Annotated in this window: 14 protein-coding genes; 9 read left to right on the top strand and 5 right to left on the bottom strand. The window is 67.8% G+C overall.

Going from position 1 to position 12,731, the window contains the following annotated elements; all coding sequences use genetic code 11:
- Positions 1-12 precede the first annotated feature (12 nt).
- From rpsP to WG922_RS03165, 6 genes are all read left to right on the top strand, one after another.
- Positions 13-282 carry a 30S ribosomal protein S16 gene (gene rpsP, locus WG922_RS03190; protein ID WP_340280630.1) on the top strand — a complete coding sequence of 90 codons (270 nt, stop codon included), beginning with the start codon at positions 13-15 and terminating at the stop codon, positions 280-282.
- Positions 283-298: 16 nt separating this feature from the next.
- Positions 299-862, top strand: coding sequence for a ribosome maturation factor RimM (gene rimM, locus WG922_RS03185; protein ID WP_340280629.1), 564 nt, complete (start codon positions 299-301; stop codon positions 860-862).
- 10 nt (positions 863-872) lie between these two features.
- Positions 873-1,616 (top strand): tRNA (guanosine(37)-N1)-methyltransferase TrmD, encoded by a 744-nt coding sequence (gene trmD, locus WG922_RS03180; RefSeq protein ID WP_340280628.1) that lies wholly within the window; start codon positions 873-875, stop codon positions 1,614-1,616.
- 109 nt (positions 1,617-1,725) lie between these two features.
- The gene (gene rplS, locus WG922_RS03175; RefSeq protein ID WP_340280627.1) at positions 1,726-2,112 is read left to right on the top strand and encodes a 50S ribosomal protein L19; all 387 of its coding nucleotides are present in this window, start codon (positions 1,726-1,728) and stop codon (positions 2,110-2,112) included.
- Between the two features lie 75 nt (positions 2,113-2,187).
- Positions 2,188-2,910, top strand: a complete 723-nt coding sequence (locus WG922_RS03170; protein ID WP_340280625.1) for a CoA pyrophosphatase — start codon at positions 2,188-2,190, stop codon at positions 2,908-2,910.
- Between the two features lie 47 nt (positions 2,911-2,957).
- Positions 2,958-3,956 carry a CobD/CbiB family protein gene (locus WG922_RS03165; RefSeq protein WP_340280624.1) on the top strand — a complete coding sequence of 333 codons (999 nt, stop codon included), beginning with the start codon at positions 2,958-2,960 and terminating at the stop codon, positions 3,954-3,956.
- A gap of 32 nt (positions 3,957-3,988) precedes the next feature.
- Here the strand turns inward: WG922_RS03165 and rsgA are convergent, their stop codons facing one another.
- Genes rsgA through WG922_RS03150 form a run of 3 tightly spaced genes read right to left on the bottom strand, consistent with a single transcriptional unit; the run spans position 3,989 to position 6,519 of the window.
- A complete protein-coding gene (gene rsgA, locus WG922_RS03160; protein WP_340280623.1) occupies positions 3,989-4,906 on the bottom strand; it encodes a ribosome small subunit-dependent GTPase A in 918 nt (305 codons plus the stop codon).
- 9 nt (positions 4,907-4,915) lie between these two features.
- On the bottom strand, positions 4,916-5,257 hold the full coding sequence (locus tag WG922_RS03155; protein ID WP_340280621.1) for a 4a-hydroxytetrahydrobiopterin dehydratase: 342 nt from the start codon (positions 5,255-5,257) through the stop codon (positions 4,916-4,918).
- Entirely contained in the window at positions 5,254-6,519 is a 1,266-nt protein-coding gene (locus tag WG922_RS03150; RefSeq protein ID WP_340280620.1) for a M48 family metallopeptidase, read from the bottom strand. The genes WG922_RS03155 and WG922_RS03150 overlap by 4 nt, the downstream gene beginning before the upstream one ends.
- Positions 6,520-6,553: 34 nt before the next feature.
- Here WG922_RS03150 and orn point away from each other — a divergent pair, with 34 nt between their 5' ends.
- Entirely contained in the window at positions 6,554-7,138 is a 585-nt protein-coding gene (gene orn, locus WG922_RS03145) for an oligoribonuclease (protein ID WP_340280619.1), read from the top strand.
- A 382-nt stretch (positions 7,139-7,520) separates the two neighbouring features.
- Positions 7,521-9,290 carry a DEAD/DEAH box helicase gene (locus WG922_RS03140; RefSeq protein ID WP_340280618.1) on the top strand — a complete coding sequence of 590 codons (1,770 nt, stop codon included), beginning with the start codon at positions 7,521-7,523 and terminating at the stop codon, positions 9,288-9,290.
- A 128-nt stretch (positions 9,291-9,418) separates the two neighbouring features.
- Here the strand turns inward: WG922_RS03140 and WG922_RS03135 are convergent, their stop codons facing one another.
- On the bottom strand, positions 9,419-10,687 hold the full coding sequence (locus WG922_RS03135; protein ID WP_340280617.1) for a multidrug effflux MFS transporter: 1,269 nt from the start codon (positions 10,685-10,687) through the stop codon (positions 9,419-9,421).
- Between the two features lie 72 nt (positions 10,688-10,759).
- A complete protein-coding gene (locus WG922_RS03130) occupies positions 10,760-11,578 on the bottom strand; it encodes an IclR family transcriptional regulator domain-containing protein (protein WP_340280616.1) in 819 nt (272 codons plus the stop codon).
- 166 nt (positions 11,579-11,744) lie between these two features.
- On the opposite strand from WG922_RS03130, the gene WG922_RS03125 reads away from it, so the two are divergent.
- The gene (locus tag WG922_RS03125; RefSeq protein ID WP_340280614.1) at positions 11,745-12,728 is read left to right on the top strand and encodes a Bug family tripartite tricarboxylate transporter substrate binding protein; all 984 of its coding nucleotides are present in this window, start codon (positions 11,745-11,747) and stop codon (positions 12,726-12,728) included.
- The last annotated feature ends 3 nt before the right edge of the window (positions 12,729-12,731 follow it).

The raw sequence follows: 12,731 nt of genomic DNA, 5'->3' as shown, positions 1-12,731 counted from the left end.
GAAGGATAAATCATGGTCGTGATCCGACTCTCCCGCGGCGGCGCCAAGCACCGTCCCTTCTTCAACATCGTCGTCGCCGACAAGCGCGTGCGTCGCGACGGCCGCTTCATCGAGCGCATCGGTTTCTACAACCCCACCGCAAAGGGCGGCGAAGAGGGTTTGCGCGTGGCGCAGGATCGCTTGAGCTACTGGCAGGGCGTCGGTGCCCAGGTGTCCCCGACGGTCGAGCGCCTCGTCAAGCAGGCCGCGGCCGCCACCCCCGCCGCAGCGCCCGCAGCCTGAGTTCCGCATCGCCGGCATGAGCCTGTCGCTGGAAGCCGCGGAACTCCCCGCGGACGCCGTCGAAGTCGGGCGCATCCTCGATGCCTGGGGCATCAAGGGCTGGTTCAAGGTCCTGCCCCACAGCGCCTCTCCGGAGGCGCTTTTTTCGTCGAGGCGCTGGTATCTCCAGCCGGGCGAGCGGGGCGCGCGCTCGTTCTCCGGTACGGTGCTGCTGCGCATCCGCGAAGCGCGCGAACATTCGGACAGCATCGTCGCCACCGCCCAGGACGTCGAAGATCGCAGTGCCGCCGAGGCGCTGCGCGGCGCGCGCATCTTCATTCCACGTTCGAGCTTTCCTACCGCGGCCGAAGACGAGTACTACTGGGTCGATCTCATCGGCCTGGAGGTCGTCAACCGCGAAGGCCAGCCCTTGGGGCGAGTGCGCGAGCTGTTGTCCACCGGGCCGCAGACGGTACTTGTGCTCGACTACGAGGAGGCGGGTGAAGCGCGCGAGCGCCTGATTCCTTTCGTGGCCGCCTTCATCGACAAGGTCGATCTGCCGGGGCGGTGCATCACGGCCGATTGGCAGCCTGACTACTGAGCGTGCCGCGGTGCGCTTCGACGTCCTCACCCTCTTTCCCGAGCTGTTCGGGCCCTTTCTCGAAAGCGGCGTGACGCGCCGCGCCTTCGCCTCAGGGCAGGTCGATGTGCGCCTGTGGAACCCGCGCGACTTCGCGCAAGGCACCTATCGCCGCATCGACGACCGCCCCTTCGGCGGAGGCCCGGGCATGGTGATGATGGCCGAGCCGCTGTCCCGTTGCGTAGCGGCTGTGCGCGCCGAGCGCGACGACGCAGCGCCGCTCGTGCTGTTTTCTCCGACCGGCCAGCGGCTGGACCATGCCGTGGTTGCGCGCGAGGCGGGCGGCAGCGGCGCCGTCCTGCTGTGTGGCCGCTACGAAGGCATCGACCAGCGGTTCATCGACGCCGAGGTCGATGTGCAACTGAGCCTGGGAGACTTCGTGTTGTCCGGCGGTGAACTCGCGGCCATGGCGCTGCTCGATGCCGTCGCGCGCCTGCAGCCGGGGGTGCTCAACGACGCCGGCAGCCACCAGGAGGACAGCTTCAACCCGGTTCTCGACGGCTTGCTCGACTGCCCCCACTACACCCGACCCGAAGAGTGGAACGGCCAGCGCGTGCCCGAGCCGCTGCTGTCCGGCCACCACGGTCGCATCGAGCGGTGGCGCCGCGAGCGCCGCCTGGAGGCCACCGCGCGGCTGCGCCCGGAGCTGATCGATGCCGCCCGGGCGCAGGGCCGCCTCAGCGCCCTGGACGAGCAGTTTTTGGGGCAGCTATAATCGCGGGCTTTTCCCGATCCTCTGTCCGGCCGCCCTGCCGAGCGTGCGTCACGCACATTCAGTGCAAGGGCCTTTAGCGCAGCGCGGACACGATCAACGTGAGGCTTTCATGAACCTGATCCAGACCCTCGAGCAAGAAGAAATTGCTCGCCTTGTCGAGAAAACCGGCAAGAAGATTCCGCCTTTCGCTCCCGGCGACACCGTGATCGTCAACGTCAACGTCGTCGAAGGGACCCGCAAGCGCGTGCAGGCCTACGAAGGCGTGGTGATCGCCAAGCGCAACCGTGGCCTCAACAGCGGCTTCACCGTGCGCAAGATCTCCAGCGGCGAGGGCGTCGAGCGCACCTTCCAGACCTACAGCCCGCTGATCGCCAGCATCGAGATCAAGCGCCGCGGCGACGTGCGCCGCGCCAAGCTGTACTACCTGCGCGAGCGCAGCGGCAAGTCGGCCCGCATCAAGGAAAAGCTGCCTAGCAAGGTGGCGGTCGCTCAGTAACGCGCACCGCGCTCTCTTGCGCAAAAGGCCGTCGCCAGCTCCGTGCTGCGGCGGCTTTCTTGTTTTCACGCCCGCATGCCCCCCATCGATCCCGCACCCGCACCACCTCCCGAGTTCGTGCCGCTGACCAAGCTGCCGCACTTCGATCCGCGCGCCGTCCCGGTGATCGGCATCGACTCTCACCTGCCGCCGGTGCCGCACGCGTCCTTGCGGCCGCATGTATTGCGCCAGCGCTTTCTCGACTCCCGGCCGTGGACGCCCGAAGTGCGCGACGAGCCCCGCTTCACCGATCGCCAGTTGTCCCAGGCATCGGTGCTGGTGCCGGTCGTGATGCGTGACGAGCCCATGCTGCTGCTGACCGAGCGCACGACGCACCTCTCGACCCACTCCGGGCAGATCGCGTTCCCGGGGGGCAAGCGCGATGCGACCGACCGCGACGCGGCCCACACCGCACTGCGGGAGGCACACGAGGAGATCGGACTCGAGGCCGATCGCGCCGAGGTGATCGGGGAACTGCCCACCTACACCACCGGCACGCGCTTCGTCATCACGCCCGTGGTGGCGCTCATCGATCCGCAACTGCGGCTCGCGATCAATCCGCACGAGGTCGCGGACGCCTTCGAGGTGCCACTTGCATTCCTGATGAACCCGGCCTACCACCGCCGGCACGCCATCGAGGTCGGCGGCGTGGTGCGCGAGTTCTTCTCCATGCCCTACATGCAGGGCAGCACCGAGCGCTTCATCTGGGGTGCGACGGCCGGCATGTTGCGCAACCTCTATCGCTTCCTCGCGGCCTGAGCCGCCGGCCGCGTGAGTTGGTGCTTACGGCCCGCTATCATTTAGTGATGAGTTTCTTCGCCATCCTGTTCGCTCTGCTCATCGAGCAGGTGCGACCGCTGGCGCGGCATAACCCGATCCACACCGGTCTGCGGGCCTGGGCGCGGTGGGTCAGCAGCAACTTCGACGCCGGCAAAAGCCACCACGGATGGATCTGCTGGGTGCTCGCGGTGCTGGTGCCGGCCGCCGCCGCCTGGGCGATCCATGCAGCGCTGCTGTTTTTCCTCGGGTGGCCTTTCGCCATGGTGTGGAGCGTCGTCGTTCTCTACCTCACCCTCGGCTTCCGGCAGTTCAGCCACCACTTCACCTCCATCCGCGACGCGCTGGAAACCGCCGACGAGGCGCAGGCGCGCGAACTTCTCGCGCAGTGGCAGCAGGTCGAGGCCAGCGACCTGCCGCGGCGCGAGCTGGTGCGCCACGTCATCGAGTACTCGGTGCTCGCCGCGCACCGCCATGTCTTCGGCGTGCTGGCCTGGTTTTCGGTGCTTGCGGCGCTGGGAATGGGCCCGGCCGGTGCCGTGCTGTATCGCATGAGCGAATTCGTCATCCGTTACTGGCCGCATCGCAGCCTGCGCGAAACGCAGCCGGTGAGCCCGGCGTTGCAGACCGCCTCGGTGCGGGCCTGGCATGCCATCGACTGGGTGCCGGCGCGGCTGACCGCCATTGCCTTCGCGGTGGTCGGCAGCTTCGAAGAGGCGATCGATTGCTGGCGCCACCACGCGCAGCGCTTTCCCAACGACAACGACGGCGTGGTCCTCGCGGCCACCTCGGGTGCGGTGAACGTCCGCCTGGGCGGCGAGGCGCTGCGCTCGGCCTACGCGTCGCCGGCGGCCCAGGCGCTGCATGCGCCGGCGCCGCCGTCAGCCACCGGCGAAGACAGCGAAAGCACGCCTGGCCGTGAAGCCGAGGTCGGACACCTGCGCAGCGTCGTCGGCCTGGTCTGGCGGTCGGTCGTGCTGTGGATGGTCTTGCTGGCGCTGCTCACGATGGCCCGCCTGCTGGGCTGACGCGGGCGGGGCCCACGGCGCCCCGCCGGGCGTCACCAGCGGCTTTGAGACAGTTCGGCGAACAGCTGGGCGTAGATGCGGTGGCGGTTCGGGCTGATGGCACCTTCGCCCTGCGCACCGACCGCCGCCAGCACCGCGCAGCCAGGCTCGTGCAGGTGCGTGCAGTTGTAGAAGCGGCAGGTGCCCAGGTGTGGCCGCAGGTCCGGCATCAGGCTCGCGAGCCGCGTGGGCTCGATGTGGTGCAGCCCGAATTCCTGGAAACCGGGCGAGTCGATCAGCGCGGTGCCCTGTTCAGCGTCCACCCAGTACCAGGTGGTGCTGGTGGTGGTGTGACGTCCGCTGTTCAGGGCGCGGGAGATCTCACCCGTCTGCACCGTGGCGCCCGGCACCAGCAGGTTGATCAGGGTGCTCTTGCCGGCACCCGAGGGCCCGAGCACCAGGGTGGTCTTGCCGTGCAGGTGGGGCAGCAGGTGGTCGCGATCGACGCTGCCCGACTGGCGCAGCGACAGCGGCATCACGCCGTAGTGCATGCGCTGGTAGGGCAGCAGCCGCGCCCACGCGCGTTCGAAGGCTTCGACCAGGTCGCTTTTGTTGAGCGCGATCAGGGGCTCGATTCCTTCGGCCTCGGCGGCGATCAGTGCACGGGTCAGCTGCACCTCCGAAAATTCGGGATCAGCGGCAATCAGGATGAGGACCAGGTCCAGGTTGGCGGCGAAGGACTTGGTGCGAACCTCATCCTGGCGATAGAAGAGATTGCGGCGGGGCTCGACTTTCTCGATGGTTCCCTCGTCGTGGCTGCCACGCCAGAGTACGCGGTCACCCACCACCGCCTGGCTCTTCTTGCCGCGCGGATGGCAGATCAGCCGCTCGCGCTCCGGGGTCTCGACCAATACGTGTCGGCCGTGGCTGGCGACCACCAGCCCCGCATCCAGCGCGGCCGGCTCAGCCACCGGCGCGCCTCATGTGAGCAGGGCGTCGATCAGCGCGGCGCATTCAAAGTCTGTGCTGGAAACGCCCTGCACATCGTGCGTGTTGAAGCGCACCACGCAGCGGCTGTAGTGAACGCTCAGGTCGGGGTGATGGTCCTGGGCATTCGCGACGAAGGCCACCGCGTTCACGAAGGAGATGGTCTCGTAGTAGTTGGCGAAGCGGAACGTCTTCTCGATCGCAACCTCGGCACCATCTCCGCTGAGTTGCCAGCCAGGCGCCGCTGACAGACGCGTCACCACTTCGGTCGGGGTGAGGGCGCGCCGTTGCACCTCGGACCAGTCTTTTTTCCTGAGCATCGATTCCATGGTCATGCAGCCTCCAGGCCGAGCCGCGCGAGTCGTTGCGAGGCGGGCGGGTGGGAATAGTAGAAGGACACGAACACCGGGTCCGGGGTGAGGGTGGACGCGTTGTCCTGGTACAGCTTGAGCAGCGCCGAACCGAGATCGCGGCCGCTCGCATGCTGCATGGCGAAGGCATCGGCCTCGAATTCGTGCTTGCGCGACAGCCGTGTGAAGAGCGGGGCGATGAAGAAGCTGAAGACGGGTACCGCCAAGGCAAACAGCAGCAGGGCGAGGGCGCTGTTGGGGCCCTCCAGGTTCGGGCGCACCCCGAGGCCGGTATAGAACCAGGGCTGCGTCGATAGCCACCCGAGCAACGCGAACCCCGCCAGGCTCATGGCGAACATGCCGACCATGCGCTTGACGATGTGGCGCAACTTGAAATGGCCGAGCTCGTGGGCGAGCACCGCCTCCACCTCGCCCGCGTTGAGCTTGGACAGCAGCGTGTCGAAGAACACCACCCGCTTGGCCGCTCCGAAGCCGGTGAAATACGCGTTCGCGTGGGCACTGCGGCGGCTGCCGTCCATCACGAACAGGCCCTTGGCGGCAAAGCCGCAGCGCTGCATCAGCGTGGTCACGCGCGCCTTCAGCGACTCGTCCTCGAGCGGCTGGAACTTGTTGAACAGCGGCGCGATGACGCTCGGGTACACCACCAGCAGCAGCAGGTTGAACGCGATCCACGCGGCCCAGGCCCACAGCCACCACCAGGGCCCCGTGGCACCCATGATCCAGAGGATCGCAGCGGCGATGGGCAGGCCGATCAGTGCGCCCACGGCAGTAGTCTTCAGCAGATCGCCGAGCCACAGCTTGAACGTCATGCGATTGAAGCCGAAGCGCTGCTCGACCACGAAGGTCTGATAGAGGGAGAAGGGCAGCTCCAGCAGGCCGCCGATGAGTGCGAAGGTGGCCAGCAGCGCAAGCTGTTGCAGCATTCCCGGGCCGATCGCCTGCAGCAGCCAGACGTTGAGGGCATCGAGCCCGCCGAGGAGGGTCCAGCCGAGCAGCACCGCAGCACCGAACGCGGTTTCAAGCAGGCCCAGCCGAGACTTGGCGATCGTGTAGTCGGCCGCCTTCTGGTGGGACGCCAGCGACACCGTGCCGGCGAAGGCCGCGGGCACCTGCCCGCGGTGCGCCGCGACGTGGCGGACCTGGCGCGTCGCGAGCCAGAAACGCACGGCCAGCCCTGCGAGCACGGCCAGCGAGAAAGCGTAGGTAAGCAGTAGCGACCGATCCATCCGCGCGAGTGTAGCCCTGGGCGACAATCGTGCGATGACCGACACCACCGCGCCCGCGGGCGCCGCCGAACTGGCCAAGAGCGACCAGAACCTGGTCTGGCTCGACTGCGAAATGACGGGACTCGATCCCGAGGTCGAGCGCATCATCGAGATCGCCGTCATCGTCACCGGTCCGCAACTCGAGCCCCGCATCGAGGGTCCGGTATTCGCGATCCACCAGAGCGACGAGCAGCTCGACCGCATGGACGCGTGGAACAAGGGCACCCACGGCAAGAGCGGGCTCATCGATCGCGTGAAGGCCTCCTCGGTGCGAGAAGCCGAGGCAGAGGAAGCCCTCATCGCGTTTCTCGAACGCTACGTGCCGAAGAATGCCTCGCCCATGTGCGGCAACAGCATCGGCCAGGACCGCCGCTTCCTGGTCAAGTACATGCCGCGCCTGGAGGCGTTCTTCCATTACCGCAACCTCGACGTGAGCACACTCAAGGAACTCGCGCGGCGCTGGCGTCCGCAGGTGTGCGAGGGCTTCAAGAAGCAGCAGGCGCATACGGCTCTGGCAGACGCCCACGAATCGATCGACGAGCTCGCGCACTACCGATCGCATTTCCTGCGGCTCGAATAGGAGGGGGCGCTGCCGGCCAGGAGGACGCGGCGGGCGGTGCATCCGGCACCTGCGTAGGACCGCGGCATTGCCATGAGGCGTGTTGACGCTCGCAGCCAACCAGACCAGCGCGCCCGGCTGTCCGGACACAGTTCGGAAATCGAAGCTCGCCACCCCCCGCCCTTACATCGTTTCACCCTCGCCAATGCCAGGTCATTGCGAAGCCGTGCCATAATCGCTGGCTTCGCCGCAAACGCCTGCGGCACTATCCTCGCACTGCCTTCATGCACAGGCTCACCGAATGAGCCGGCGGCCTCCGCGGCCGCTCACGTCGTTTGATGGTTGGTGTCCTTTAACCATTGACGACGGACGTTCCCTCCGGGAGCGTGCGCAACGGAAAACAATGACCGACGCTTATCGAGAGCAGGACGCGTTCGCGCCTGCCGAATCCTTTTTCGACTCTTCTTCCGAGTCTGCTATCACTTCCATTTCGTCCTCCGTCGAAGCCATCGACGACCAGGCGCCCGCGCTGCCGAACGGCTTCGTCAAGCTGGGCCTCGCGCCCGAGCTGATCCAGGCCGTCGAGGACCTGGGCTTTTCGCAGCCGACTGCGGTGCAGGACCACGTCATTCCGCTGGCCATGGACAGCTCCGATGAGGGCGAGTCTTCCGCCTTCATCGACCTGATGGTCTCCAGCCAGACCGGCAGCGGCAAGACCGCCGCCTTCCTGCTGCCCGTGCTGCACACGCTTCTCAAGCTGCAGGCCGACGAGGCCGCGCAGGAGCAGGCCGAACATCAGCGCCTGGTCGATGAAGCCGCTGCGCGCGGCGAGGCCCCGCCGCGGCGCAAGCGCCGCAATCCGACCGATCCCCGCAACTTCAAGGCCGCCGCGCCCGGTGCCCTGGTGCTGTGCCCGACGCGCGAGCTCGCGCAGCAGGTGGCGCACGACGCGATCGACCTGGTCAAGCATTGCAAGGGCCTGCGCATCGCCAACGTGGTGGGCGGCATGCCCTACCAGATGCAGATCGCGCGCCTGCAGAACGCCAATCTGGTGGTCGCCACTCCGGGCCGCCTGCTCGACCTGCAGCGCTCGCAGCAGATCAAGCTCGACCAGGTCAAGTTCCTCGTCGTCGATGAAGCCGACCGGATGCTCGACCTGGGCTTCGCCGACGACCTGGCGGAGGTCAACCAGCTGACCATCGCGCGCCACCAGACCATGATGTTCAGCGCCACGTTCGCGCCGCGCATCCAGCAGCTGGCCACACGCGTCATGCGCACTCCCCAGAAGGTGCAGATCGACAGCCCGCAGGAAAAGCACGCCAACATCAAGCAGGTGCTGTTCTGGGCCGACAACGCGCAGCACAAGCGCAAGATGCTCGACCATTGGCTGCGCGACACGAGCATCGACCAGGCGATTGTTTTTGCCAGCACGCAGATCGAGTGCGATGGCCTCGCCGCCGACCTGCAGCAGGAGGGCTTCTCGGCCGTCGCGCTGCACGGCGCGCTGAGCCAGGGACTGCGCAATCGCCGCCTGATGGCCCTGCGCAATGGCCAGGTGCAGATCCTGGTGGCCACCGACGTCGCAGCGCGCGGCATCGACGTGCCCACGATCACCCACGTCTTCAACTTCGGCCTGCCGATGAAGAGCGAGGACTACACCCACCGCATCGGCCGCACCGGCCGGGCCGGACGGGACGGCCTCGCCGTCACGTTCGCCGAATTCCGCGACCGCTTCAAGATCTTCGACATCGAGGGCTACACCAAGCAGCCGTTCACGGCCGACACCATTGCCGGCCTGGAGCCGATGCAGCGTGCGCCGCGGGCGCCGCAGCCGGGCGGCTTTGGCGGCAAGCCCGGGCGTGGCGGCGGATTCGGTGGCGGACGCCCGGCGCGAGGCGGTAGCTTTGGCCGCGAAGGTGCCGGCCGCAGCGACGCTGGCCGGGGCGACTTCGGCCGAGGCGATTACGGGCGCAAGGCCGGGTTCGGCGATTTCGGCAGCGAGCCGCGACGCGACGAGCGGCGTGCACCGGGCGCGACCCCGTGGGAAAAGCGCCCTGCGGGCGGCGGCTTCGGCCAGCCGGCGCCGCACAGCGATTTCGCCCGGCCGGGCAACGGCGGGAAGGTATTCGTGCCGCGCGACGCGAAGAAGCGCGCGTACAAGCCGGTGCGCTGAACAACCCAGGCCAGGGCGCCTGCTTCCGGGCAGGCGCGCCGGTGCGGTAATTCAAAAGAAAGAAGGGATGTGGGCCTGGCCTGCATCCCTTTTTTTTTTCGCCGACGCGATCTGCGGGGGCGCCCCGCTCACCCCTGCGGGCGGGGCGGAAAGTTCAGGGTCTCGGCCGGCTGCACCGGCCGCTGACCGATCTCCGGCCAGCGCCTGCGCACATGCAGCCACGCGAGCAGGCCGACCCCCATCATCAGCAGCGATGCAAGCGCCAATGCGAGCGTGGAGTGCATCACCAGGGGCGCGATCACCCCGGCTACGACGCCATTGGCGGTCGATCCCACCACCGCTTGCAGCGACGACGCCAGGCCGCGCCGCTCGGGGTGCAGGTCCAGCACCAGCAGCGTGACCACCGGGACCATCAGCGACCAGCCGAAGCCGAACACCGCGATCGGCAGCAGCGCCCAGCCGACGTGCGGCGTCCACAGCGCGTTGGCGGCGACATTCAGCAGCGACACCGTCAGCATCACGATGAAGCCCCAGCGGATCTGGCGCTTGGGCGCCGTCCGCCCCGCCAGGCGGCCGCTGAGCCAGGCGCCGGCCATGATGCCCGCGATGGTGAGCACGAAAAACCAGAAGAACTGTGTCGGCTCGAGGCCCAGGTGCGTGCCGAGGAACTCGGGCGCGGCCAGCACGTAGAGGAACATGCCGTTGAAGGGGATGCCGCTGGCCAGCGCGAGCAGGAGAAACCGGGGACTGCTTCCCACGGCCCGGTAGCCCTGCATGAGGTTGCGCACGCGAAACGGCTGACGCTGCGAGGGGTGCAGCGTCTCGGGAAGCAGCCGCTGGTTGGCAATCCACAGCACCACCCCGATGGCGGTGAGGAACCAGAAGATCGCGTGCCAGTCGGCGTGCACGAACAGCCAGCCGCCGACGATCGGCGCCACCGCGGGCGCGACGCCGAAGTAGATGGTGACCTGGCTCATCACCTTCTGCGCCTGGTCCGGCGGGAACATGTCGCGGATCACCGCGCGCGACACCACGATGCCCGCGCCCGCCGACAGGCCCTGCAGCGCGCGGAAAAACACCAGTTGCCCGATGGTCTGCGACAGCGCGCAACCCGCTGACGCGATCGTGAACACCGCAATGCCCCACAGCACCACCGGCCGGCGGCCGAAGCTGTCCGACAGCGCGCCGTGGAACAGGTTCATGAACGCGAAGCCGAACAGGTAGGCCGAGAGCGTCTGCTGCATCTCCACCGGCGTCGCGCCGAGCGAGCGGGCGATCCCGGCGAACGCAGGGATGTAGGTGTCGATGGAGAAAGGGCCGAGCGTGCCGAGCACGGCCAGCAGGACCGCGAGGGCCCAGCGCGGTGCGCGCCAGAGGGTGTGGGATTCGGGGTGCATGCGGTCGGAGGGCGCGGGGAGCTTAAACGAGCTGCCACCGGCGCGCTCGTGGCACCCGCCGGGTGGACCGGTTCAGAGCAGCGGCGAGAGCTGCCTTCGCCCGAGTTCGAGCTCCGGCACCAGCTCGCGCACCGCCTCCTCCAGCGTCATCCGGCTGGTCGCCACCGACAGGCTCATCGCCGCAAGCAGCTCGCCGGATGCCGAACGGACCGGCACTGCGATCGAGCGCAGCCCCAGCTCGAGCTCCTCGTCGCAGGTGGCGTATCCCTGCGAGCGGGCGCGCTCGATCGCTTCCAGGATGTCGGGCAGCGCCGTGCGCGTGTGCGGCGTGAGCGCCGGACGGGACATGCGGTTGAGCAGGAACTCGACTTCCTCGCGCTGCCGCCCGGACAGCAGCACCCGGCCGGTCGCGCTGCAGTACACCGGCAGGCGCGCTCCGGCGCCCAGGCCGGTCGATAAGCTGCGCCGGTGCGTCGAGCGTGCGACGAACACCACGTCCTGCGCGTCCAGCACGGCGATGGAAGCCGATTCGCGCGTGCGCTCGCTCACCATCTCCAGGATGGGCTGCACCACGCGGGTCAGCCGGTCCGACACCACGAAAGCATGGCCGAGCCGCAGGGCGCGCGGCGCGAGCTGGAACTCGCGCCCGGTCTGCACCGCGAAGCCGAGCCGGCACAGGGTCAGCAGCGATCGGCGGACGGAGGCCTTCGAGTGTCCGGTGAACTCGGCGAGCCTCGTGAGCGTGGCCGGTCCGCGCAGCACGCCGAAGGCCTCGATGATGAGCAGGCCCTTTTCCAGGCCCATCACGTACTCACGTTCGTCCTTGTCCACCACGAGGGGCACGGCGGGCAAGGTGGGAAGGGCGACGCTGTCGCCCGGAGGTGTCTGCATGCGAGAGTCCGGATGGAGAGTGGCGATGCCGAAGCCGAAAGCGCTTCGGTTGGTTCGATAAGCGAACAGATTATTCAGAATTCGTTGATGCAAATCAATCGCTCTTAGACTGGCGACATCGCAATGTAAATACGGCGGCCGTGCGGCCCTCACCCCGGAGACACCCATGATTCCAACCTTCCGAAAGCTGGCACGGCCCCTGGCCGCAGCACTCGCCTTCACCGCCGTCGCCGCCGTGGCACCGGCGGGAGCGCAGGCACCCGACAAGCCCCTGCGCATGGTCGTCCCCTATCCCGCGGGCGGAACGGCCGACGTGCTGCCGCGCCTGCTGGCCGAGAAGATGCGGGAGGCTTATCCGGCCGGCGTGCTGGTCGAGAACCGCACCGGTGCCGGCGGCAACATCGGCGCCGAATACGTTGCGCGTGCCGATGCGGACGGCACCACGCTGCTCGCCTCGCCTCCCGGGCCGATCGCCATCAACCAGCATCTGTACAAGAAGCTGTCCTTCGATCCCGCCAAGTGGGAGCCGGTGACCGTGATGGCCACGGTACCCAACGTGCTGGCCGTGAGCAGCAAGGTGCCGGCCAACACCGTGGAGGAGTTCATCGCCTATCTCAAGGCCAATCCGGACAAGGTGAGCTACGCATCGCAGGGCAACGGCTCTACCTCGCACCTCACGGCCAACCTGTTCATGCAGCTGACCGGCACCAAGATGACGCACATCCCCTACCGCGGCACCGCGCCGGCGCTGGCCGACCTGGTGGGCGGTCAGGTGGACGTGTTCTTCGACAACATCGCGTCCTCGGCGCAGTTCCACCAGAGCGGCCGCATCAAGATTCTGGCGGTGGCCGACGACAGGCGCTCCGACGTGCTGCCCCAGGTTCCGACCTTCGCCGAGCAGAAGCTGCCGGCGATGCAGTCGGTCACCTTCTTCAGCGTGGTCGCGCCCCCCGGCACGCCGCAGTCGGCCATCACCTATGCGAGCAAGGCGCTCACCGGTGCCCTCGCCCAGCCGGACGTGAAGCAGAAGTTCGCGGCGCAGGGAGCCGAGGTCCGCGGCTGGGCGCCGCAGCGCTCGGGCGAGTTCATCCGCTCCGAATCGGAGAAGTGGAAGAAGGTGATCCAGAGCGCCAATGTCACCGTCGATTGACCT

The organism is Ramlibacter sp. AN1015, assembly GCF_037726105.1.
GTDB lineage: Bacteria > Pseudomonadota > Gammaproteobacteria > Burkholderiales > Burkholderiaceae_C > Ramlibacter.
This window is presented reverse-complemented; position numbering and strand designations above follow the sequence as displayed.